General features: G+C 66.4%; 14 protein-coding genes and 4 pseudogenes. 8 read left to right on the top strand and 10 right to left on the bottom strand.

Annotated features, from left to right (window positions below; all coding sequences use genetic code 11):
• Window positions 1-187 (bottom strand): annotated as a pseudogene (locus C6N31_RS44710) (hypothetical protein); the annotation flags it as partial.
• Window positions 188-529: 342 nt separating this feature from the next.
• Between C6N31_RS44710 and C6N31_RS40265 the strand changes: the two are divergent.
• The gene (locus C6N31_RS40265) at window positions 530-958 is read left to right on the top strand and encodes an ATP-binding protein (protein ID WP_198359463.1); all 429 of its coding nucleotides are present in this window, start codon (window positions 530-532) and stop codon (window positions 956-958) included.
• A 279-nt stretch (window positions 959-1,237) separates the two neighbouring features.
• Window positions 1,238-1,555: a hypothetical protein gene (locus tag C6N31_RS40260; protein WP_198359462.1), complete on the top strand. Its 318-nt coding sequence runs from the start codon at window positions 1,238-1,240 to the stop codon at window positions 1,553-1,555.
• Between the two features lie 746 nt (window positions 1,556-2,301).
• On the opposite strand, the pseudogene C6N31_RS46285 reads toward C6N31_RS40260, so the two are convergent.
• Window positions 2,302-2,403: pseudogene (locus C6N31_RS46285) on the bottom strand (helix-turn-helix domain-containing protein); the annotation flags it as partial.
• A gap of 701 nt (window positions 2,404-3,104) precedes the next feature.
• Here C6N31_RS46285 and C6N31_RS40255 point away from each other — a divergent pair.
• The 4 genes from C6N31_RS40255 (at window position 3,105) to C6N31_RS46280 (ending at window position 5,730) form a co-directional block, all read left to right on the top strand.
• Window positions 3,105-3,473 (top strand): ATP-binding protein, encoded by a 369-nt coding sequence (locus tag C6N31_RS40255; RefSeq protein ID WP_198359465.1) that lies wholly within the window; start codon window positions 3,105-3,107, stop codon window positions 3,471-3,473.
• A gap of 308 nt (window positions 3,474-3,781) precedes the next feature.
• Window positions 3,782-4,276, top strand: coding sequence for a helix-turn-helix domain-containing protein (locus tag C6N31_RS40250; RefSeq protein ID WP_198359461.1), 495 nt, complete (start codon window positions 3,782-3,784; stop codon window positions 4,274-4,276).
• A 210-nt stretch (window positions 4,277-4,486) separates the two neighbouring features.
• Window positions 4,487-4,945, top strand: coding sequence for a hypothetical protein (locus C6N31_RS40245; RefSeq protein WP_198359460.1), 459 nt, complete (start codon window positions 4,487-4,489; stop codon window positions 4,943-4,945).
• A gap of 17 nt (window positions 4,946-4,962) precedes the next feature.
• Complete coding sequence (locus C6N31_RS46280; protein ID WP_198359459.1) at window positions 4,963-5,730, top strand: transposase; 768 nt, start codon at window positions 4,963-4,965, stop codon at window positions 5,728-5,730.
• 63 nt (window positions 5,731-5,793) lie between these two features.
• Here C6N31_RS46280 and C6N31_RS40235 read toward each other — a convergent pair.
• A pseudogene (locus tag C6N31_RS40235) lies at window positions 5,794-6,407 on the bottom strand (IS5 family transposase); the annotation flags it as partial.
• Between the two features lie 176 nt (window positions 6,408-6,583).
• Entirely contained in the window at window positions 6,584-6,799 is a 216-nt protein-coding gene (locus C6N31_RS40230) for a helix-turn-helix domain-containing protein (protein ID WP_138358136.1), read from the bottom strand.
• 192 nt (window positions 6,800-6,991) lie between these two features.
• On the opposite strand from C6N31_RS40230, the pseudogene C6N31_RS40225 reads away from it, so the two are divergent.
• Window positions 6,992-8,191, top strand: a pseudogene (locus C6N31_RS40225) (IS4 family transposase); the annotation flags it as partial.
• Between the two features lie 294 nt (window positions 8,192-8,485).
• Here the strand turns inward: C6N31_RS40225 and C6N31_RS40220 are convergent.
• The 5 genes from C6N31_RS40220 to C6N31_RS40200 form a co-directional block, all read right to left on the bottom strand.
• Entirely contained in the window at window positions 8,486-9,076 is a 591-nt protein-coding gene (locus C6N31_RS40220) for an alkaline shock response membrane anchor protein AmaP (RefSeq protein WP_269288666.1), read from the bottom strand.
• An 11-nt stretch (window positions 9,077-9,087) separates the two neighbouring features.
• Window positions 9,088-10,173, bottom strand: coding sequence for a DUF6286 domain-containing Asp23/Gls24 family envelope stress response protein (locus C6N31_RS46010; RefSeq protein ID WP_198359457.1), 1,086 nt, complete (start codon window positions 10,171-10,173; stop codon window positions 9,088-9,090).
• 687 nt (window positions 10,174-10,860) lie between these two features.
• Window positions 10,861-11,538, bottom strand: a complete 678-nt coding sequence (gene istB, locus C6N31_RS40210) for an IS21-like element helper ATPase IstB (RefSeq protein WP_198359456.1) — start codon at window positions 11,536-11,538, stop codon at window positions 10,861-10,863.
• 125 nt (window positions 11,539-11,663) lie between these two features.
• On the bottom strand, window positions 11,664-12,770 hold the full coding sequence (locus tag C6N31_RS40205; protein WP_232486242.1) for a Mu transposase domain-containing protein: 1,107 nt from the start codon (window positions 12,768-12,770) through the stop codon (window positions 11,664-11,666).
• 331 nt (window positions 12,771-13,101) lie between these two features.
• A complete protein-coding gene (locus tag C6N31_RS40200) occupies window positions 13,102-15,843 on the bottom strand; it encodes an N-acetylmuramoyl-L-alanine amidase (RefSeq protein WP_232486241.1) in 2,742 nt (913 codons plus the stop codon).
• A 543-nt stretch (window positions 15,844-16,386) separates the two neighbouring features.
• On the opposite strand from C6N31_RS40200, the gene C6N31_RS40195 reads away from it, so the two are divergent.
• On the top strand, window positions 16,387-22,542 hold the full coding sequence (locus C6N31_RS40195; protein ID WP_198359454.1) for an RHS repeat-associated core domain-containing protein: 6,156 nt from the start codon (window positions 16,387-16,389) through the stop codon (window positions 22,540-22,542).
• A 489-nt stretch (window positions 22,543-23,031) separates the two neighbouring features.
• Here the strand turns inward: C6N31_RS40195 and C6N31_RS40190 are convergent.
• On the bottom strand, window positions 23,032-23,774 hold a 743-nt coding region (locus tag C6N31_RS40190), incomplete at its 5' end, for an ISAzo13-like element transposase-related protein (RefSeq protein ID WP_438817448.1).

Below are 23,774 nucleotides of genomic sequence, written 5' to 3'. Positions count from 1 at the left end.
TGCCACTACCAACGCCGAGGCCACCACCCCCACATGCGGTTGCAGTATTAAGAGCCGGCCCCATGTCGGTGCCCTCGGGAAACGTCACAAAGGCAACGGACATGTCTCCACCGACGTCCTGCATACGAAACTCCACCCCGCCACCTTCGATGGCGACAGGAGTGTTTGTCCGCGTCGTTGCTGTCATAGCTCCTCCCTGCTCACCTACTAAGGGAAACAGCAGAACCCCTCCCCTCCAGCCTGGACCCTGGAGCTACACACCGCGATGCGGATTTGGGGTCGAGATCAGAAACCGAGACTGGTCCTCGCCCGCATGACGACCCGGTGATCACCCACCAGCCGACCCGCCAGGCCAGCATGCCCCAACGTGAATTACTCCCAAGGTCGTAAGACCATGAGTGCGCCAAGGGGACTGAGGCAGGCTCGGTGGGGTAGTCGGAGGGAAGCTGGCGCATCGTGGATGCTCCTCGAGGGCGGCGATTGATGAGGCTTCACCTGGCCGAGGCTGACTTCTCCCGCTGCTGTACCAATGGTCGAGGGGTTGGTGGATTTGGCACCGTTGTACCGGGCCGGGCACTACGGCGGTGAACCCGGCAGCCTGGGTGTCGCCCGGCAGTTGGCCGATGAGTTGCTTGAGGGTCTGGCTGCGGACTTCGCCACGACCGTCAGCGAGCGATTCCACTACGACGTGCTGCTCGTGGTCACCGAGCTGCTGACCAACGCCGAGCGGTACGCGCACGGGCCGTCCCTCCTGGAACTCGAGGGAAGCCCCCGCAGTGTGGTGGTGACGGTATGGGACTCCAGTACTGCCCTGCCGGTAGTGTTTCCGCCCGATCCGACGCGGGTCGGCGGTCACGGTCTGGAGATCGTGAACCGGCTGTGTTCGCAGGTGACGGCGGAGCGGGTGCCGGTGGGCAAGCGCGTACGGGCCGTACTGCGCGTTCCTGACGCCCCTTAGAAAGGCGCCGGCCCTGCGGAGGCTGATTTCTGGAAAGAGGCCGTCGATCTCTTGCCGACCTCCCATTCGGCAGGCCCAACTCGCCAGCCCGCCCGTGCAGCCAGGGAACCTACGGGCACTTGCGCAGGTGGAATATCGGGATGGCGCCCAGGTTTGGTTTCGGGGCTGTGGGTCATGGTGCTCGCGGCCTGACCCCGGCCGGGAACCTCGGTGATTCGGAGGAACTCGGGGGAGTGACGGTAGGTAAGTGGGGAACACGTACAGTCACTGATCTCGTACGTGGAAGGCAAACTGATGATGACTGATTGCGGTACTGCGGTGTTGGTGGAGGAGTTGCGCGAGCGTGCTGGCGCGTTCGTGAACTCTCATGTCGACCTGTGGGTCACCGTCGAGGACGACGGAACGCTGATCCTTGCCGGCCAGGACCCCGCGCCCCTTTTCCAGGCGGCTGCGGACTGGTTGGCGGAGGGGCCTGCCTGCACCGTCGTCGATACCCGCTGGGAGCGTGGGACAGCCGAGCCCGCTTACACCCTCTACCTGTATCTGCGCCCGCCCGGCGCGGAACTGACGGTGCAGCGGACGGCCGAACGGGTCTAGGACTTCTCCCGCTCCCGGCGAAATCCGGCAGGTGACGGCGGCGGCGCCGGCTACCCGCGCTGCCGCTTCTGCGCCCGGTGTGTCCCCTCTGCTTGAGTATCCGTGAGAGGTAATGGGGGGAGGGCTGCGCGCGAGGAAGGCTGGGGTGTCGGGGCGCTGGCGTTTTCGCATGGTGTGGTTGCTGGCCGGTCGGGGTAGGGGCAGGCCGGGGGATTGCGCGGAAGGCTGGCCCGCCCGCCAGCTGCTGACAGTTTGCGGTGGGCCGGCCTGACGACCGCAGGGGCTGGAGTTCCTGTTGGGTGAGGGTCCGTGCCACAGCGCTGCTTCACCGGTCAGCCCGCGGCCATATTGAATTTTGCGCGACCAAATCACTTCGCGGCCCTCCTTCGGGGCCATCGCGTGCCAAATCCTGCCGGGTGTCGGGTGTGACGCGGGTGCTCCCGCTGCACTGGGCCGGTGAGCCGTTCGGGGCGGCCGTACTCGCCCCAGAGTCGCCTGGGAATCCCCTTGAACGGTGCCCTCGCCCGCATGCCCGCCTTGGTCTTCTGCAACGGACAGTCCCTGCGTGGCATTGCTGCCCACTCGCCGTAACGGCACGATCCCTTGTTCGGGGTCGTCACCGGGTCCCGGGAGGGGTGGCGGGCTCCACCGCCGTGGCAGCCAGGATTTCTGCGCTGCCAACGCGAGCGTCGAGCGCCAGGCGGCCGGGGCGAAGCGCGGCACGGGTGCCTCAAGAGGTGCACGGCTCAGAGTGTTGTGGGCTGGCCGGGCCGGGAGCGGTTGTTGGGGCCGCCGCGGCTGCGGAGGGTGACTCCTGCGTCCACGAGCACGCGGTGGAATGCGTAGGAATGGCCGGTGAGCGTGTGTGCCTGTCACCCCCGACTAACGACCACGCACGCAAGCCCGCAACCTCCCCTCGCTCACCATCACTCCACCGCGACACGGCGCGCTGACGCGGGCGTTACCGCGACAGTCCCCCGGCACGCCGTGTGAGGACAGATCGTCGTCACACCGACTCCGCAGCAGGAGCAAGGCAGCGGGGTCGGCGACCTGGGCGAGATCGTCGAGCAAGGCCCGCACGCGCGGGGTGCCTTCAGTCCGGACGGCCTCGACGACACCGTCGATAATCTCGCGGACACAGGCGGGCACGAGCCCGGGATCGGTGCGCATGATTAGGCGTATCAGACCCTGCGACGGCAGCGGAATCGCTTGATGGGGGTGAGGCGCCGCAGACGGCGGGCCGATTCCCGGCCTCGGGACTGGTAGGCCCGCATGTTGAGGTGTCGCGATATTCGCGGCTGATGCCCACGCGTCACGCGTGAGGTGTGGCCGGTCTCGATGTCTGGTCCCCGCCTCTCCCTCCCCAGCGACACCAGGTTCGGAACTCATGAGACGTACTTGACACTGCTCTTGATCACTCATGCGTTTTGATCGCATACGTGGGTATGCGAACTCACCACAGGCAGCGCGAGCCGCACGAGGAATACGACTTGATGGGGTGAACCACGTGTACGAGCAGAACGTGAGCAACAGCAGCGCCGTGCCTCAGATGCGATTCACCTGCCGGCCGCAGCGTGCGGCACAAGCCCGGGACACAGCTACGGCGTTCCTCGCTTCCTTGCAGCCTGCCCCGTCGGCGTACACCGCGGAAAATCTGTTTCTGCTGGTCTCAGAGCTGGTCACCAACGCCCTGCGCCACGCGGGCGGTGTGACCGCCTTGTGCCTCACCGCTGACCGCCGGACCCTTCAGGTCCGCGTCGAAGACCCCAGCCCCGCTCATCCGCAGGACCGTACACCCGATCTGACCGGCCAGACCGGGGGCTTTGGCTGGCCCATGATCCAGCGCCTGGCCCGAACCGTCTCCGTTCACAGCAAAACCCAGGGCGGCAAGGCCATCCTCGCCACCTTGCCCCGTTGATCTCCTCGAAGGCAGGGGCAACTACGCTCCCCGTCTCCCGGCCCAAGGGTGCCAAGAGCTTCGTTGTCCTGCCCCGCCGCTAGCGCGTCGAGCGGACGATCGGCTGGCCGGCCCGTCGCCCTATCCGGAACAGCTCGTGCCAGCCCCCGCGGGGCCCAGGTCTCACTCTCGTAGCTGCGACCAATTTCGGCATATGCAGGATGAGCCCATCTGTGTGATCACCGATTGGCTTACCAACTGCCCCGCCTTCTACAGTACGGAACGATTCGATCACCTGAGGTAACGGAAGTGTGGGGGGAGGAACGTTCATGCCCGGAACCGAGGTGTTGCGTGCGTACCGGTTCGCCCTGGACCCCTCCGTTGCCGAGCTAGCTGCTCTGTCCCGCTATGCCGGGGCCTGCCGTTGGGCCTACAACTACGCGCTGGCCAAGAAGACCCAATCCCACCAGGCCTGGGCCGGCCGCCGGACTGCCTACCTCGACGCGGGACTGAGCGAAGCCGAAGCCAAGGAGCGGATCAAAGCCGACGGCGCCGAGCTCACCGATCGCATCAAGGTGTGGGACCACCACCGCAAGAGCCTCACGCTCGCCGTCGCCGGCAAGCCGCCGCTGCCCGCAATGCAGCCCCCAGCCGGGCAGGAAGCACTGGTCCGCAGGCTGGCCGCCGTCCGCGCGGGCTCCGCCGGCACTGGCAGCGAACGCGAGCTTCTGGCCGCGGCCCGCGCCACGGTGAACGGGCTCAAGGCGGAGGCGTTCAGCGCCGGATTCCGCACGCCGAGCGCCATCGACACGAGCGCCCTGTGACGGAAGGAGCGGGACCGGCCCAAAGAGGAGGGCGGCAGCCCCTGGTGGCCCGAGGTCAACGTCTACTGCTTCACCGCCGGCTTCGACCGCGCCCAGGTCGCCTGGAAGTACTGGCAGGACTCGCTCGCCGGCCGCCGCGCCGGACCGCGCAACGGATACCCCCGGTTCAAGAAGAAGGGCCACGCAGAATCGTTCGCTCTCTTCCACGACGTGAAGAGGCCGATCATCCGCCTGGAGGGCCACCGGCGGCTGGTGATGCCGGGCCTGGGCAGCATCCGCATCCACGACAGCGGCAAGCGCCTGGCCCGGCTCGTGGACCGCGGCCAGGCCGTCATCCAGTCCGTGACCGTCACCCGCGGCGGCCACCGCTGGTACGCCTCGGTGCTGGCGAAGGTGCAGCAGGACGTTCCCGTGCTGTGGGAGCACGTCGACGATGACGGCACCCGCACCCCGTATCTGAGCCGCGGCCAGGCCGAGACGGCCGCCGAGAACGGCGGACGTATCGAGCAGATCGGCCGCCCTACCACCCGCCAGCGCGCCGGCGGGCTCGTCGGCGTCGACCTCGGCTCCGACTACCTGGCCGCCCTGTCCAGCCCTCTCGATCCGGCCGACCCCACTACCGCCCTCGTGCACCACCCCCGTTTCCTCGCCGACAGCTGGCCGCACTGACGAAGACTCAGCGGGCGATGTCCCGTTGCCAACAGGGGTCCCAGCGGTGGGGGAAGGCTGCCGCCCGGGTCTCCCGTGTGCACCAGCAGATCACGGTGCGACGGGCGTCGTTCTTGCACGGCCTGTCCAAGAAGCTCGCCACTGGGTTCACGCACGTCGCGATCGAAGACCTGAACCTCACCGCTCTCACCGCCTCGGCCAAGGGCACCCGGGACAAGCCTGGCAGGAACGTTAAGGTCAAGGCCCGCTTGAACCGGCATCTCCTGGACGCCGGCCTTGGCAGCCTGCGCAAGAAGCTCGAATACAAGACCGCCTGGTACGGCTCGCAGCTTGTCGTCCTCGACCAGGGCGAGCCCGTCGCCAGCACCTGCGCGAAGTGCAAGGAGCGAAACCCAAGCTCTGACCCCTCGCGCAGCAAGTTCCACTCCCACTCGTGCGGCGCGGTCGTACACCGACACGAGAACAGCACCGCGAGCATCGTTGACGCGGCGCGAAGGAAGCTCACGACGGTCGCCTCCGATAGGGGGGACCCAAAACGCTCGCCGAGCCGCCGTAAGCCCCGGAGCCCGCAAAGGCCCCGGGCAGGAGGCGTTGAAACGAGAAGACACCGGCTGACGCCGGTGCCACCCCCGGAGAGCGATCCCCGGGCGTCCCAGACAACCAACGCGCCAGGGCAGCTGCCTACCGAAGGGCCCAGGCCATTCAGCCGCCGCCCCCTACGCGCCTGGGACGATCCGTGTTCTGGCAGATCGACAGCTTGCCGAGGGTCGGAAACATGCCCTTAGAGGTCGTTGTCTCCCGGTGTTTCATCCCGGAATCTGCTATTTGGGCTGGGGTGTCGGGTCGCGCTAGGAGACGGTGCTCTCCCCGGTGAGGCGGCGGGCCATGAGGTCAGTCATGGCAATGTGGATCATGGCTTCGGAGCGGGCCGACAGGGTCTCGTAGTCGCGGGCCAGGCGGCGGTGGAGCATGAGCCAGCCGTAGGTCCGCTCGACCGCCCACCGCTTCGGGATCGGAGTGAAACCCCTCCTCACAGGCCTGCGTTGAGTGATTTCCAGGTCGATACCGAGGGTGGCTGCGTGTTCGACGAGGTGTTGGCGGTAGCCGCCGTCGACCCAGACTTTACGGACGCGGGGATGTTCGGCAGCGACTTGGTTGAGGAGGTGGGTGCCGGCGGCGGAGTCCTGCACGCTTGCCGCGGTCACCAGGACAGCCAGGAGCATGCCGATCGTGTCGGTGACGATGTTCCGCCTGCGTCGATGCCCTGGCTCGAGGCGTGAACACTGGTGGAGGCTTTGACGCTCTGCGCGTCGATCGCACAGGCCGAAGGCTCCCCGTCCCGCCCCTCCCTCTGTCGCACGAGATCCCGCAGGAGGCCGTTGAGCTGGACGAATACACCTTCCTTTTGCCACTTCGCGAAGTAGCCGTAGACCGTGTTCCAGTGCGGGAAGTCGTGCGGCAGGGCCGCCGCTGTTCGTTGAGCCCAAGGTGCGGGGAAGGGCGTGGAACCCATCCCGTCCTGCGGCTTCGGCTGGCTCCACCGCCGTGGCAGCCAGGATTTCTGCGCTGCCAACGCGAGCGTCGAGCGCCAGGCGGCCGGGGCGAAGCGCGGCACGGGTGCCTCAAGAGGTGCACGGCTCAGAGTGTTGTGGGCTGGCCGGGCCGGGAGCGGTTGTTGGGGCCGCCGCGGCTGCGGAGGGTGACTCCGGCGTCTACGAGCACGCGGTGGATGAATCCGTAGGAATGGCCGGTGAGCGTGGCCAGCGTGCGGATCGAGGCACCGTTCTCGTAGTCCGTGGCGAGTTGGGTGGTGACCTTTTCGCGTGCGGCGCCGATGAGTCGTTTGCCCGCCACTGCGCGTCCCCCTCTCCAATGGGTCGTTGGCGGAGGTTCATTAAGGAACCTCCAACGGTTGGCAGAGGTCTGCCCCGAACCGCGAGGCGCACACCGGAGACGATGACCGTGTTGTCGGAAGGTCCCGTGCTGCCCCTCCCCGCCTAGGGGCAATACCGGTGACTTTAGTGGGTTTTGGTCGTTGGATGGGTTGTGCCAAGGCCTGGTCAGGTGAAGTCATCGGTTGGTGGGCGGTTCTCGGATCGGATCGCTTTGGGGGTGTTGACTCGTGCGTTTCCGCCGGAGCTGGTGGATGAGGTGGTGGCGGAGTGCGGCCGGGTCGAGCAGCGCCATCGGCTGCTGCCGGCCCGGGTGGTCGTGTACTTCGTCCTGGCCATGTGCCTGTTTTCGGGCCAGGGCTACGAAGAGGTCGCGCGCCTGCTCACCCACGGACTGGAGAGGGAAGGCCGCTGGCGGGACTCCTGGCGGGTGCCCACGACGGCGGCCATTGGCCGGGCGCGTCTGCGGCTGGGTCCGGAACCGCTACGGGCCCTGTTCGCCCGGATCTGCCAGCCGGTGGCGACTGCGGAGACGGACGGAGCCTGGTTTCGCGAGTGGCGGCTGGTCGCCGTTGACGGCACCACCTTCGACCTACCCGACACGGCGGCGAACGCGGCGTTCTTTGGTCGGCCGGGAACCGGCCGGGGACAGGGACGCAGTGCGTATCCGCAGGCGAGGGTCGCCGCTTTGGTCGAGTGCGGAACTCATGCCGTGTTCGCGGCCCAGGTCGCTCCCCTGGCCGTCCACGAGACGGTGCTCGCGCAGGAGTTGTCCGTCTGCCTGACGCCCGGGATGCTCCTGCTGGGCGACCGCGGCTTTCGCGGCTTGGACCTGTGGCGGGCGGCGACCGCGACCGGCGCCGACCTGCTGTGGCGTATCAAGAGCGATGCTGTCCTGCCGGTCCTGATCGCGCTGGAGGATGGCTCCTATATCTCGCAGATCTTCGCGGCCCGGGATAAGAACCGCCGTGCCGACCCGACCCGGGTCCGCGTGATCGAGTACACCCTCGGTCGGGGTGCTGACGCCACCGTCTACCGGTTGATCACGAGCATCCTCGACCCGCAGACCGCGCCGGCTGCGGACCTCGCCGCCCTCTATGCCCAGCGGTGGGAGATCGAGACCACGCTCGATGAGATCAAGACCCACCAGGGCGGGCCCCGCCTGGTCCTACGGTCCCAGCACCCGCCCGGCGTCGAGCAGGAGATCTTCGCCTTCCTACTGGTCCACCACGCTCTGCGCGACTTGATGCATCAAGCGGCCACACACGTCGGCCGCGATCCCGACCGGATCTCCTTCATCCGCACTTTGCGGGTCGCCCGCCGCCACGTCACCGACCAGGCGGCGCTTTCCCCCTCCCGACTCAAAAAGTCACTCGCCCAAGCCCTGAGTGAGATCCACGAACGACTGCTACCTCCACGGCGGTTACGCTCCAACCCCCGCGTCATCAAACGCAAGATGTCCAACTGGGCACTCAAACGCACCGAGCACCTCAACCCACCCCGAACCGATGTCCCCACCATCGCACTGGTCGGGCCCACCAAAGCCAGCCCGACCAGGAGAAAAACCACCTAAATCACCGATATTGGGTTTAGACGGGTCAATCAGGCACCGCCCTTGCCATCGGGCGGGGAGGTGTCAATCGGGCTGCTAGTCGGCGCGCCGGGGTTTGTGTGAGGTGATCTGCAGCCTCACCTGGGTGGGGAGTTGGCCCCATCCGGTGGACTGACGCGCGCGTTCCAGGGGGCCGTGACTCAATGCCTGCAGGACGGCGCCAGGCTCGCAGTCGGGGCTGAGTGTGAGGGCGATGCGTGCCTTGGGATGGTGGGCCCGGCCAGTCATTTCCACCTTTGCATGATGGACGCCGGGCAGGTGGTGGGCGTCGGCGGCGATTGCGTCGGCGAGGGCATGATCGCGCAACTCCACACCCTCTGTTGGGGAGGCTCCTCCAACGCGCATACCGCCTGGGTGAACTCCGCGTAGCTGTGCCCACAGCCACCACAGGGCGAGCAGAACGATGACGGTCAAGGAAGCGATGACCGCCGGCCACCACCAGCCTTCGTTGGTCCAACGGGATCGGTCGCTGGCGCTGAACACGACCGCTTGGGGGGTGATCAAAGGCCAGCCGTCGGGTGGCGTCAGGTGCCAGCGCCGATAGAGATCGAGCCCGCCGACGAAGATGAGGCCGCCTCCTGCCAGCAGGGCGAGCCCAGACAGAGCCACCAGGATGCGATTGGCCACGGGTAGCCTCATCATGCCTCCTCCTGCCTGCTATGGACCGGGTTTTGTGGCCGCAGGTGCGTCAGTTGCCGGAGGCGGAGGGTGATCCGGGGCGGATGTACCAGGGCGAGCTGATCACGCTGCTCATGCAGAACAGCATCGAGTTCTACCCTGACGTCGGCGGGGTCGCGGAAGCGAATGTCCGCGTGGGCCAGGATCCGGGTTCGCCGCACACGGATCCTGGCCCGGCTGACGCCGGGCACGCGCATGGCGGCATCCCGCAACAGGAAGGCGACGGCATCACGGTCAAGTACGGCCCGCACCAGGTTCTGGCCACCGGGGTTGTTGAGTGGCAATTGGTGGCGCAGGCCGGGGGTCAGCGCCAGGATGATCAGCCACAGCCCAAGGCTGGCGGTCAGGGCTGCGCCGGTGAGCATCCAGGCGTCGTCCAGCGGACGGGTGGCCAGTTCGTGCGCGAGACGACTGCGCCAGGCAGCGGCACTGTGGCCGGCTCGGACCATGGAGATGTCGAACAGCAGAATTCCGGCGCCCGCAGCGATGATGAGGGCGGTCAGCGCAGCGGGTATCCGGCGGGCGGACCACAGCCGGCGCGTTGGACGTGAGCCATCGTCCGTGGTGTTGGTGTGCTGGGGCTGAGTGGCATCCAGTGGTTGTTTGGTCAACATCGCCACTGCCGAAGAGGTGGCCGGTTCGTCGGTGTTGGCGGGTCGCTCAGTCTGAGCGCGGGGTTCTTGGCCCGCGTCATGCCAGGTTTCCTTCTGTGCCATGGACTGAACTGGTTCATTGCCCTCCTTTGTGCTCCATCGAGCCGAGGGGAACAGGTGCTGGATGGTCAAAGTGACCTCGGTGACGCGCATGCCGGTCAACTGGGCCACCCGCTCGGTGACGTAGTGCTGAACCTGTCGGGAGGTTTCAGTGATGTTGATCGGATAGGGCAGATCCAGGGACAGTCCCAGCCGGGCCGCTCCTTCGTTGACGGCGGCCGTGGAGCGGGGCAAGGCGAGTCCCAAGCGTGCGGGGGCTGCACCCGTCTGCTCGGTAAGGGCCTCACGCGCGGCGCGGGCGGCGATGCGGGCGATGACCTTGTCGGGGATCACGGTCGCGCCGCGCTCGGCGGCCGGTACAGGGAGCCTGGTTGTGGGCGCCGGTCTGCCGTGATGGGGATCCGTGATTTTCCCCAGGCTCGCTCCGTCTCCTCACTTGGTTCAAAGCTGAATGAAGTGGGGCGGGTGGGGATCGCCGAGCGCGCGGGTGGGCCCGCCGACCGTCTGGTCGGCGGGCCCACATTGATCCGGAACAGTCAGGCGCGTCGAATGGGCGTGACCTCCGGAAGCGTCGTAGTCGGAATTGTCGGGCGGGCGACCTCTGGCGTTGCCAAAAGAGCAACGATGGTGACGGGTTGATCGCAGTGAGGGCAGTTTCGGGTCGCCGTCGGCGGTAGATCTGGAGTTGATACCCGAGGTGGCAACGTTGTTCTTTTCACGGCGTGTTGAGGTGGCTGTGGATCTCCGTGACGAGCCGCTCGCGCCTCGTCACGGCCCCGTTCCCGCTGGTTTTCCGCCTCCCGCCGGCAGAAGGGCGAACAGTACTTTTGGCGAACGGACGGGTGCGTTGTGAACTCGTCCCCGCAAGCGAGGCAAGCTTTGACATGCAGTTTCACTTCTTCCTTCTGCCTGCTTGGGCGGCATGCAGGGGCACAATACATCTGCCGGGTGCCGGGGTCGGGGGTGAACGCCCCACTGCACGTGAGGCATTTGCGGCCTTGGGCTCCATCGCTTTCGTCCTCAGGAGACACGGGAATTCACCCCCGCTCGCAGGGCATCGGCCTGCTTCTGGTGGCCCCTGAGTCGATAGGAAGGTCCGTCGATTCCCGCGACAGCAGCTCGGTGCAGTAGCCGGTCGAGCATCGCCGCAGCGACCGTTGCATCACCGAAGGCGCCGGCCCAGTCGGCAATCCCGACGTTGGTCGTCAGGATGGTGCTCGATTTGAGATACCTCTGGTTGATCACCTGGAACAGGGCGGAGGCGCCGTCCTCGGGCAGCGGGAGATATCCCAGCTCATCGACGATGAGGAGCTTGGGGCCCGCGAAGAACCGCATGCAGGTTTTCCAGCGCCCTTCGAGTGCAGCTCGGTGGCACTTGGCTGCCAGTTCTGCTGCGGTGGTGAAGTAGACGCGGTGGCCGGCATCGACGGCGGCCCGCCCCAGCGCGACGGACAGCATCGTTTTCCCGACGCCCGGCGGACCGACGAACAACACGTTTGATGCGTCGTCCAGGAAGCGGAGGGTGGCCAGGTCGCGGATGAGTTTCTCGTCGACGCCGGGCTGGGCGGCGAAATCGAAGTCAGCTAGAGTCCACGGTTCAGGCAGACAGGCGAAGCGTTCTCTTGCCGCCCGCTTTCGAGTCTCGGTGGCCTCGACTTCGATTTCCAGCAGGCGTTCCAACGCTGCGGTCAGTGACATGCGTTCGGTGCGCTATTGGTCCAAGACTCTGTTGAGTGCCTCCGCCGCATCGTTGAGTTTGAGATAGGACAGGTGGGCTCGCAGCTGCTGATAGCGGCGTGCTTCGCTCATCTGCATGGGAGTGCTCAATCCTCATTCTCCTCTTTCCTTGCTGGCAGGTGCCGTAGCTGGTCAGCGACGGCGGCATAGTGGGATAGGTCGACGACGACCCGTTCGGCCGAGGAAACAGAAGACTGCTGGTCAAGCAGGCGATCTGCCTCGGCCAGGGCTTCCGCGGTCGGTGGCCGGCGGACCTTCCTCTTACACGGAGCCCGGTCATTGAAATTCGCCAGAACTGCCCGCTCCAGTGCGATGACGTGCCCGGCATCGCGGATGGTTTGACCAGATCCGCGCGGCGCTTGGCGATGGCATGCAACAACCGAACGGCCAGCGGTAACAATGCGGATCTCGTCCTCGCCGAGCCGGTGCACGACGCTAACTTGGGCACCCGGCAGCCCCGGAGGCACAGAATAGAAGTTGCCATCAAAAGACACCAAGCTTTGCGGGCTGACTGTCCTCTGGACCTCCAACTCGGCAGGGAACGGCCGCGTGGGAAGTTCCAGCAAGCTTTCCGAGTCGGCTAGTTCAGCAACATTGGTAGATACTCCGTCGACCTTTCGACGCCGCTGATCCATCCGCAGAGCGAGCTTATCGACGCCGGATTGAGCCTGCTGCACGCTCAGCCCGTCGGGAACAGTACGCCACCAGCGCTGGGCAGCGGAGTGGTTGACCTTCTCCACGACTCCTTTCCTGTTCCCCCGTCGGGGCGGGCAGATATCAACCCCAACACCGTAATATTTGGCGACTCCGGTGAAGGCTGGCAGAACCCGGCCGGTCGACGGATAACAGACAGTCGACATCCGGTCGAAACGCCAACGCCGTGCGGTTCCACCCAGTTTGCGGACGATCTGATCGAGCCCTTGCACCAAGTGAGGGAAGTCCTCGGACTCCGCGAGAACCGCTCGCCATCGGCCGGAATGGGCCAGGGCGCCGACCAGCAGATGAGCATGCTCGCCGCTGGCGGTGTTCGAGGGCGTCACCGACGGGCTGGTCGAAACGCTCGGGCTCGCCGTGGCGGAGGTGCCCGGAGCGGGAAGTGCGGTGTCTGCGAACGCGTTGCTCGCGGACAGCAGTGCGGCGGGCGCGATGGCGGCGGTCGCGGCGACGGTCACCAGGGTGCGGCGGAGCTTCATGCAAGACCTCTCGGGTCCAAAGAGATAGGAGGGCCGCCGCGGACGGAACACACGCAGGACGGCCGGAGCTGATCATATGGCCGATTGCAGGCCTGGTCGGTGAACGTTGGACAAGCGGGAATCCCTCAACACCCATGCATGCGTCGGACATATGGCGTGTGCTCGGACAGTTGCCCACCCTCGCGAGAAGTCTTCCGTGACCTACGTCACCGCCGTTTTCGGCGGCGCTTACGGGAAAGGGTGTGCGCCCGCCAGGCGGCCCCCGGGTGGGAGCGGTGGTTGCCTGGCGGGCGCGTGGGGCGGATGGCCGGCGGGGTGTCCGGCGGGTTGGTCAGCCGACGAGGGCGTTGTACATCTGCCAGCCGGTGGTGACGAGCGTGCGGGCGGCGAAGGGTGCGGCGGGGTTGCCGGTGCCGCGGTAGAGCCAGAGGCTGCCGGTGGTGTCCCGGGCCAGGAGATCCGCTTTGCCGTCGTTGGTCAGGTCGGATGTGCCGACGATGAGGTTGTGCATCTGCCAGCCGGTGCCGACCTTGAGGCGAGCGGCCCAAGGTGCGGAGGGGTTGCCGGTGCCGCGGTAGAGCCAGAGGCCGCCGGTGGTGTCGCGGGCGATCAGGTCGGGTTTTCCGTCGCCGGTCAGATCGCCTCCGCCGACCAGCATGTTGTGCATCTGCCAGCCGGTGCCGACCTTGAGCCGGGTGGCGAAGGGTGCCGCCGGGTTGCCGGTGCCGCGGTAGAGCCAGAGGATCCCTGCGGTATCCCGGGCGATCAGGTCGGGGTTTCCGTCTCCGGAGACATCACCCACGCCCACCAGGGCGTTGTAGATCTGCCAGCCGGATCCGGCGTTGACGCGTGGCGCGAAGGGGGCCGCGATGTTGCCGGTGGCCTTGTAGTACCACAAGGTGCCCGCCGGATCCCGGGCGAGCAGGTCGCCCGTTCCGTTGGCGTGCAGCCCGGACAGGTCGAACAGGGCGTTATAACCCTGCCATCCGCCACCGAGACGGTAGCGGTACAGGAACGGGGCGCTCGGGCTCCCGCTGCCCTGGTACTGCCACAGCACGCCGGACTTGTCGAGTGCGACCAGGTCGGAACGGGTCGCACCGCTCGCCGGTCGGGTGCTGCTGATCTGCTGCACGTCATCGGCTCGGACCCAGGCGAGGCGGTGATTGAACCTAATCGGGATGAACTTCGTGGTTCCGGTGACCAGTGTGTGGTCGCCGGGGGCGCTGTTGTCGAAGTTCATGGCGTAGAAGTAGTCCCCGGCAACGGCCGGGCCGCCGGGCACGTAGACCTGGCCTGCCTTGAGGCTGTACTTCGTCAGCGCCTTGTCGGTGTCGGTCTGGACGGGCACCTGGGTGCCGGTGTAGTCGGCCGTCTGCGGGTACGCCCTGCCGTACACGGGAATCGAGGCGAGTCCCGCCTTCGGGGTCACGACCGGCTGCGCGGTCGTGCCCACCGGGGCGGTCAACTGGCCGCCTGGGTTGTAGAACCAGCCCTGCCGGCCGCCGTACCAGATTGCCGTCCAGTCGCCCTTCACCGCCGCGACCACGTAGTGGTTGCCGGTGACGGCCTTGGCTGCCCAGTCCGGTCCCTGCGTGCTGCCCGCGGCGCCCGAGCGCAGATACGGGTCCGCGATCAGCGGCGAGCTGGTGGAGGCATCGGAATACAGGTAGAGGAAGTTCGCCGGCCGCGGCGTCTGGGTGGCGCAGGTGGGGGTGCAGTACACGATGGCCGGCTGGTTGGCCGTCGTGAACGGCGGCGCGATGGTGATCTCCTGGCCGGCCAGCACCGGGCTGCCCGCCCCGCCGTCGCCGCTCGGTGCGCCCATCAGGGAGAAGTAGTGGTTCCAGTCCCAGTAGGGGCCCGGGTCCCAGTGCATGCCGGCGACGTTGGCGTCGAGCGGGCCGGGGACCTCGTCGTGGCCGATGATGTGCTCTCGGTCCAGCGGGATGCCGAAGCGGGTGGCGAGGTACTTCACCAGCGCGGCGGACGATTCGTACTGGGACTCGCTGTACCAGGACCCGGCCTTGATGGCGAAGCCCTCGTGCTCGATGCCGATCGAATGCATGTTGAGGGTCTTGTTGCCGGCCTGCCAGGCGGTGTCCTTGGTGGGCACCAACTGCGTGACCAGACCGTCCGAGGCACGGATCAGGTAGTGCGCGCTGGCGGACTTCGCCGGGTTCTGGAAGACACTCAGCGAACCTTCGTAGCCGCCCTCGGTGTCATGAATGACGATGTATCGGATGTCGACACCGTCGGCCGGCCGGTTCGTGACGTCGTAGTTGCCGTAGTCCGCCGGATCCGCGCTGTTCTTCTGGAACGCCGCCGGGCGGAAATCACAGTTCAGACCCGACGGGCACTCGGGGACCGGAGCAACCGCGGTACTGGCGAACGTCGCAGCCAGTTTCATCTTCGCCGGCTTCACCGGCGTGACCGACCGGTCGGCGGCCAGGGTGACCCGCTGCCCGTCGGCAGTGACCCGGCTGCTCCCACGGTTGATGGTCTGGAAGACGCGCTGCGTGAACAACTGGGCGCCCTTGGCATCCGGGGCCTGGCTGTAGCGCGCGACGGCCGCGTACCACTGGCCCGCGTCCTCGGGCAGCGAGCCGGTCGCTTCCTTCTCGTACTGCGCCAGCAGCGCCGCCCCGCCCCGGATGCTCTCCTCGCGGTCGGTGCGCAGCGAGCCGGCCGTCTCGCCGGTCAGCTTGGCTGCCGCGTCTAGCGTGTGCAGCCGGGGGTCGGAGGTGTCCGCCTGGTCATCGCTGCCCTGCAGGGCCCGGACCGGGTTGAACTTCTTCATCCGGGCCGGATCGCCACTCATGTTCAGATGCGACAGCCGCTCCGCTCGGGTCGGCTCCTCCACATCCTTGGCCGTCACCTGAGTCAGGCCCATGACGTTGTAGTTCCCGGCCGTACTGGGCTGCCCCTGGTGCGTCTCCCACCGGGTCAGGTGATAGGAGACCGCCATCAGCACACTCTGCGGTACGTCAAATTCCTGCGCGGCGTCCGCGAACTCCCGCTGCAGCCCTGTGGCCGGATCCAGCGGGGAAGCGGCGCTGCTGGACGAATCCGCCAACGCGAACGTCCCTATGGCCGCCACGGACCCCGCGATGAGCGTCGCTGCGATGCCGATCGGCAGAAACTTCCCCGACCGGCGATGTCTACGAGTCAACGACCTGCCTCGATCTTCCAGCGCACACGGCGCCCCCTATGTGTCATGTCAAAGACAGGCAGGACGCTAGCAGTGGATCCCGATCAGAGCATCGGCGACCTCTTGGTGACCGCTTCGCGGTGCGAGCGGCTGCTACGTCGTCTGCGAGCCGCGGCGAACGGTTCGGTGCTGCCGGCTTGTCGATAGTTCTCATTGGTTATCTGGTTCCCATCGACAGGCAAAATTTTCGCATGTGTGGGTGGTGTAAAGATCATCCAGCTCCCATTTTGGGAGGAAGGGCCATCTTTTGTGTGTAGTTACGGTTCGCGTGAATGGCCCAAGTCATGGGTCGCGCACAGACTGTAGGGACGCATGAGAAGCACGAGGATGAGGGCCTGGCGTGGGACCGCCTGGCCCAGTCCGGGGGGCATATGGACGCGGCGGATCGCTGTGTCCTTGGCCGTGGCGATGGCAGTCACGACGCTGGACGGCGCGAGCGCAGCGATAGCCGCGCCGCAGAAGTCAGCTCCGCAGGCGGCCGGCCACTACGCAACGGCGGCTGCTGATATCCCGTCCGCGCGGGTAGCGGCGCGGTTGTCGGGCAAGCAGGTGGAGGCACTGTCGGAGCGCTCTGAGACCTCCACGACGTGGGTGAACGCGAATGGTTCGCTGACGACGGAGCTGTCGGCCGGCCCGATCCGCTTCAAGGACAACGGCCAGTGGCGGCCCGTCGATCTGGACCTGGTGCAGAACGGTGATGGCACCATCGCGCCCAAGGCCCACCCGCGGGGCCTGAAGCTGGCCGGTGGGGGCGGCACCACAGCCCGCTCGCTGACCGATGCCGGCACCGCGCCCGCTCGTGACCTGGTCACGTTGGGTGCGGGTGATCAGCAGATCGCCCTCCAGTGGAAGGGCGGTCTGCCCAAGCCGACACTCAGCGGGACCCGCGCCACGTACGTCAACGCCGTTCCGGGCGCGAACCTGGTCGTGGAGGCCACCCGTACCGGTTTCGAGCAGTTCGTCGACATCGCCCAGCGGCCCGCCGCAGGGGGCTTCGCCTATACCTTGCCGCTGAAGACCAAGGGGCTGAGCGTCAAGCAGCTCGCCGACGGCAGTCTGCAGTTCACCGATGCGAAGAACAACAAGCAGGCCGTGATGCCCGCCCCCACCATGTGGGACGCGCAGGTCGATCCGGTCTCCGGCGAGCACACGCACCAGGCACCGGTCGCATTGAAGGTCGTCGCACACAAGGGCTCGACCGACCTGGTCTTCACCCCGGACACCAAGTTCCTGAAGGACCCGGCCACGAAGTTCCCCGTCACCGTGGACCCGTCCACCGCGACCCTCGGAAACGTCTTCGACACCTACGCCCAGCAAGGCGTCACGATCGACGAGTCGACTGACACCGAGCTGGACCTGGGCAACCCGGGCACCACGAACACCGACGGCACGCCCCGCACGGCGCGCTCCTTCATCACCTGGAACACCGCACCGTTCGCGGACGCCCTGGTGACGAACGCGAAGCTGAGCCTGTGGGACTTCCACGCGGGCAACAACGTCGACTGCGCGGCGTACCCGTGGGAAGTGTGGGACGTCGACAAGGCATCCACCTCCACCCGGTGGCCCGCGCAGCCGGTCTGGCACACCAAGTCCGCCACCTCGACGGAGACCCGCGGCAACCCGTCGTGCACCGCGGCACCCGACGGATGGATCAACGCCGACGTCACCACCCTCGCCCAGACCTGGGCGTCATTGAAGAACGCCACCTCCGGGATGGGCCTGCGGGCCTCCAGCGAATCCGTCGTCGCCCAGTGGAAGCGGGTGAACTCCGCCAACGCGGCCACCAACCCGCCGAAGCTGGTCGTCACCTACAACTACCGGCCGCGCACCGGCACCGACCAGCAGGCCGGACCACCGTTCTTCAAGGACACCAGCAACACCTGGCAGGTCAACACGGTGACCCCCCTCCTGCGGGACACCTTCGCTGACCCGAACAACGACAAGGTCAGCGGCACCTTCCAAATCTTCGACAACACCACCGGCACCCAGGTCGGCACCAACCTCACCTCACCGTTTGTGCCCGCCGGCCAGCCCGCATCCGTGACGGTGCCAGCTGGGCTGCTGACCAATGGCAAGACCTACAAATTCCGCACCACCCCGTATGACGGCACGCACTACAACCTCGGGTGGTCGGCATACGGGATCTTCACCGTTGACACCTCCGCACCCTCTGCCCCAGCATCGGTGACCTCCACTGACTACCCGAGTAACGCGTGGGTCAAGGGCGCCGGACAGCCCGGACAGTTCACTGCCACCCCACCGACCGGTGACCAGAACGGCATCGAGTGGTCGCTGGACGGCACCACCTGGACCAAGGTGGCCACCGGAGGTAGCACCGCCCCGGTGACGTTCAATGTCACCCCGGCCAAGGCAGGCACGAATACCCTCCAGGTCCGCACTACGGACAAGGCGGAGAACAAGTCCGAAGCTGTCACCTATGCCTTCCACGCCGGGCCCGGCGGCGTCACTCTGCCGGATGACGGCACCCGCACGGCTGCCCGCGTGCCTCTGACCGCGGAAGCAGACAGCAGCAAGTACAACAACGTGTCCTTCTCGTGGCGTCGTGGCGACGCCGACACCTGGGCACCCATCCCGGCCGGTGATGTCACCAACGCGGGAGCAGCACTCGCCTCCTGGCCGGCCGCACTCACCGCAGGCAAGAGTCCGAACCTGACTTGGAATGCCGCTTCCACCGTCACCCCCGACGGCACGGTGCAGGTCCGCGCGGACTTCACCGGACCGGGCAATGCTGCCGTTTCCTCCGACTCGATCAGCGTGATCGTCGACCGCGCCGCTGACGGCGCGGCCACCGAGAACGTCGGGCCCGGCTCAGTGAACCTGCTCACTGGCGACTACACCTTGTCGGACAGTGACGTGTCGTCCTTCGGGATGAGCGTGACACGGACCGCTTCCTCCCGTTCCCCGCAGGCCGGGGCGGGCCTGGACGGACAGGTGGCGATCTTCGGCAAGGAATGGTTGTCCGGCACAACCGCGGAGGCCACTCAGTCGGACTTCACAGAGATCCGCAAGACCTCGGCTAGCTCACTCGATGTCGTGACCAGCGACGGATCCACGATCAAATTCACCGCGAATGCTGCGAGCAACGGCTGGGTCCCCGAGGCCGATGCTGCGGAACTGGCGCTGAAGGGGACGTTCTCCTCAGGCAATTTCACGCTGTCCGACACCAAGGGGACAGTGACGACGTTCTCCAAGGTCGCTGCTGCCGCGACGACGTGGACCGTGTCGAGCTCTCTGGTCGATGGACTGGCGAACAGCACCACGCAGGTGGTATCCGAGGCCGTGACCGTGGGCGCCAAGACTTTGGCCCGGCCCAAACGGATCATCTCCCCGACCAGTGCGACCACCCTGGCGGCCTGCGACGCGGATCCTTCCGTCAAGGGTTGCCGGGTCCTGGAGTTCGTCTACGCCACATCCACCACCGCCACCGGGTCCACCTCCAGCGCGGACTTCGGCGACTATGCCGGTCAGGTCTCCCAGATCCGGCTGTGGGCCACGGCCCCTGGCGCGGCGATGTCGACGGCCACCGCCGTGGCTCAGTACCGCTACGACATCGGCGGCAGCCTTCGTCAGCAATGGGACCCCAGGTTCGATGCCCAGACCCAGACCCAGTACACCTACGACGGTTCCGGGCGCGTGACATCTACGCAGGACCATGGTCTGCTCCCGTGGCACTTCACGTATGGGCAAGCAGGCTCCAGCCCGACAGCGGGCGCCGGCATGCTGCTGACGGCATCCCGATCCACGCTGACCCCGGGAAGCGCCACCCAGACCAACGGCACAGCTACCACGACCGTCGTCTACGGCGTGCCGCTGACCAGCACAAACGCACCAAATGAGATGGGAATTCAGGCCACCACGTCCTGGGGTCAGAGCGACCTGCCCACCGACGCCACCGCTGTCTTTCCCGCTGACCAAGTACCCACTTCCAGCGTCGGATCCGACTTGGGCGCCGGAAGCTACACCCGCGCCCGGATCCACTACCTGGATGCCTCTGGTCGCCAGGTCGATGAATCCACCCCGGGCCACCATATTTCGGTCACCGAATACGACCAATACGGCAACACCGTCCGCTCGCTGAGCGCTGCCAACCTCGAACTGGCACAAGGCTCTACTCCTGAGCAGAAGAGCCAACTGACCGACCTGGGCATCAACGCACTGCCCAGTGGCGAACGTGCCCAATTGCTGTCGTCGACCTCGATCTTCGACGCCGCTGGGGCCCGTGGGCTGGAAACCTACGGACCTCTGCATCAGCTCACCCTGGCCGACAACCTGGTCAGTGGGGCGACCACCGTGAGTGCGAAGGGCAGCCAGGTCACCGCCCGCGCCCACACAGTGAAGGAGTACGACGCCGGCCGCCCCAGCGACGGGAGTGCGACGGTTCGGAACCAGGTCACGAAGGTAACCTCCGGGGCACAGTCCCGCGCGTGGCCCGATCTGGTGGCCGACCCACAGGTCACGGCGATCGCCTACGACTGGGCCAAGGGCCGGTCGATCAGCACCACCCAGGATCCGGGCGGTCTGGCGATCACCACGGCGACGGTCTACGACGACCAGGGTCGAGTGACTAAGGCCACCCAGCCCGCTTCCAACGGCGCCGATGCCGGAACCACGATCACCACGTACTACACCGGGAATGGCACTGGCCCTTGCGGCGGTAGGCCGGAGTGGGCCGATGCGGTCTGCCAGACCGGACCGGCCGCCGCTATCACCGGCGGCAGCAGCAACCCCACGCAACTTCCGACCAAGACAAGTGAGTACGGCCTCTTCGGTCAGAGAACCAAGAGCATCGAGGTGGCCAACGGCGTCACCCGCACCATCACCACCAGCTACAACATCGCCGATCAACCCACGACGGTCACCGTGTCCGGGGGACTCGGAGCTACGGTGCCCGCGGTGACCACCACCTACGACACCGCCACCGGACAGGTGCTGACACAGACCTCCAGCACCGGAGGCACGATCACCAAAACCTACGATCAACTCGGCCGCCCGATGTCGTACACCGACGCCGACGGCGCTACCACCACCACCCAGTACGACGCCCTCGACCGGCCCACCACCGTGGCTGACACGGCGCCGTCAACTACGACATACACCTACGACACGGCGATCGACCCCCGCGGTGTGACCACCTCACTCACCGACTCCGTCGCAGGCACCTTCAGCGCCCGCTATGACGCCGACGGTCAGATCGCCACCCAGGGGCTGCCTGGTGGCTACACCCTGCGTCAGAGCCAGGACCCCGAAGGCAACGCGACTACCCGCACCTACACCCGCGACAGCGACAGCACCGTCCTGGTCACGGACAGCATCACCGAGACCGTCCACGGTCAGTGGGCCTCCCACACCGGCACCGCCGGGGTGACCGCATCGCAGAACTACGCTTACGACAAGGCTGGCCGTCTGACTCAAACCCAGGACACCAGTACCGACGGGGCCTGCACAACCCGCACCTATGCCTTCGACAAGAACGCCAACCGCAAGTCGTTGGCCACCACCACGGCGGCGCCCAACGCCGACTGCACCACCAGTGGCGGCACCACCACGACCAACACCTACGACAGCGCCGACCGTCTGGTGAACGCCGGCTACACCTACGATGCCCTCGGGCGCACCACCGCCTTGCCCGGCACTGCCCTGGCCTACTACGCCAACGATCTCGTGCAGCAGCAGACCGCTGGCACTCAGCGTCAAAGCTGGACCCTCGACTCCAGCCTGCGTTTCCGCTCCTCCACCACCGAAACCAACACCGCCGGCACCTGGAACCAGACCGGGACCAAGGTCAACCACTACGGCACCGACTCGGACAGCCCCCGGTGGATCGTCGAGAACAACTCCACCGGCGTTCTGACCCGCAACGTCGTCGGTCTTGACGGCTCCCTCGTCGCCACCTCGACCAATACCGGCGGAACCATCCTGCAACTGGCCAACCTCCACGGCGATATCACCCTTCAGGTACCTGCCGACACCTCCGTGTCCCCGACCGTCCTTGACGCCGACGAGTACGGCAATGCGCGTCCGGGACAACCCACCGCCCGTTACGCCTGGCTCGGGGGCAAACAGCGCTCCGATGAGGCCCTCTCCAGCATCGTCCTCATGGGAGCGCGCCTCTACAATCCGGCTACCGGGCGATTTCTTTCCACCGATCCCGTGACCGGCGGTAGCTCCAACGCCTACGATTACGGAGCCCAGAACCCACTGATCCACTCGGATACGAGCGGAAAGTTCTGGCTCTTTAACTTCTCTCGCTGGAAAGGACATATCGCCTTCGGCTTCACGACCGAACAGGCTCGGGAAATGATGCAGGGATACCTGTGGGGTGCTGCAGGCTTCATCGGTGGCCTGTGCTCTTGGGCCCTGGCAGGCATCGGGGCAGCAATCTGCATGGGTGTCGTCGGCGTAATCGTCGGGGTCCTGTCGCAGGCAGCAAGCGGCTTGGGTGGCTACAGATACCGCCAGGTCGCATTCGCGTACGGTTGGCACTTCAAGTGGTGGGGCGGATACCCGTACTTCTACCACAGTGCAACCTGGACTTGGTGGTAGAAAAGATGAGGGCAGAAGTGAAACCGAAAAATATCGCTATCCAGGTGACTATCGCAGTCGTCACGTTCGTCCTCGGCTGGCGGATCGCAAATAGTTCGTTCCCGCCAGCGCTCTACGTGCTGACCTGGTTCTGCGTTGCAACGATCGCAGTCACTGCGGGTGCATGGCTCAAAGCGCGGCGCTAGATACCCGATTCAACCCGGCTAGCTGAAATATAACTCTGCTGGTTTCTCCGGGCGCACGTAGCTATCGGCCTCCAGGGCTAAATCGCCCTGGAGGCCGATCTCCGTTTAGCCTGCGGAGGATAAGAAGACCGCCGACGAGGTATCCAGAGTTGAACCCGCCGCCCTCGTCGAGGGTGCGGCGCGCCGGAGAGTCGCCGCGTGGAGAATCCGTCACTAGGCCGGGGTCCGGATCGGCGACCGGCACATGGACGCCCTGCTGCAGACCCGATAGGCCGCGCCCCACACGCTAAGGGCTTGCAGATCATTAACACGTTGTCTTGATCTTGTTGCTGGCCTGGCCGGTCAGTGCGAGGACTCGGGCCTGGAGGGTTGTGAGGGATGCGGGTGGGGTCTTCGCGGGCGGGATGGTGATTGCGTGGGCCCCGAGCAGTCTTCTGCTTTTCAGGAGGGTGCGGTGCATGGCCGTGCGGCTGCTGGCGAACAGAACGGCGAGTGGTTCCGCGGCCAGGGCGACCCGCAGGTGGAGAACGGTGGCCAGGATCTGTTCGGGGAAGGTGAGCCGGGGTGGGCGACCGCGCTGGGTATCACCGTCGGGGGCCAACCTTGCTGTGAGGTCGTCCAGTTCCCTGCGGGACATGCCAGTCAGGGCGGGATCGGACAGCAGGGCCTGCTCCCACTGCGTGTCAGCCCGTTGCGGGGCCCGCGCCGCTGGGATGACAGGGCATCTCAGGGGGTGTAGTGCATAGTTCCAGTCACCGTGGAAGGCGTGGCGGGTCAGCGGCAGGGCGGCCATTTCCGCATCTGCGATCTTCACGCCGGTGGGATAGCTGTTGGTGTCAAGTGCGGCCTTGACGCGAAGTCCGGTGCGGGTGGTGGTTGCTGCGATGCTGTTCACGATGACTTCGTGGCTGGTCAGCGGGCGGCCGCGCCAGTTCATGGTGATGTGCGAGAAGAGTCGGTGCTCGATCTTGTTCCACTTCGATGTGCCGGGACAATGCCGTTGCTTGATTAGTGAACTATCCCGGGATGCAGAGTGATGACCTTGGG

Source organism: Streptomyces fildesensis (genome assembly GCF_016107395.1).
GTDB lineage: Bacteria > Actinomycetota > Actinomycetes > Streptomycetales > Streptomycetaceae > Actinacidiphila > Actinacidiphila fildesensis.
This window is presented reverse-complemented; position numbering and strand designations above follow the sequence as displayed.

Coding starts and splice junctions, on each gene's coding strand:
- C6N31_RS40255 (WP_198359465.1), top strand. CDS start 3,105: ATGCGATTCACCTGCCGGCCGCAGCGTGCGGCACAAGCCCGGGACACA.
- istB (WP_198359456.1), bottom strand. CDS start 11,538: ATGTCACTGACCGCAGCGTTGGAACGCCTGCTGGAAATCGAAGTCGAG.
- C6N31_RS40205 (WP_232486242.1), bottom strand. CDS start 12,770: ATGAAGCTCCGCCGCACCCTGGTGACCGTCGCCGCGACCGCCGCCATC.
- C6N31_RS46280 (WP_198359459.1), top strand. CDS start 4,963: ATGTCCCGTTGCCAACAGGGGTCCCAGCGGTGGGGGAAGGCTGCCGCC.
- C6N31_RS40250 (WP_198359461.1), top strand. CDS start 3,782: ATGCCCGGAACCGAGGTGTTGCGTGCGTACCGGTTCGCCCTGGACCCC.
- C6N31_RS40195 (WP_198359454.1), top strand. CDS start 16,387: ATGGCAGTCACGACGCTGGACGGCGCGAGCGCAGCGATAGCCGCGCCG.
- C6N31_RS40265 (WP_198359463.1), top strand. CDS start 530: ATGGTCGAGGGGTTGGTGGATTTGGCACCGTTGTACCGGGCCGGGCAC.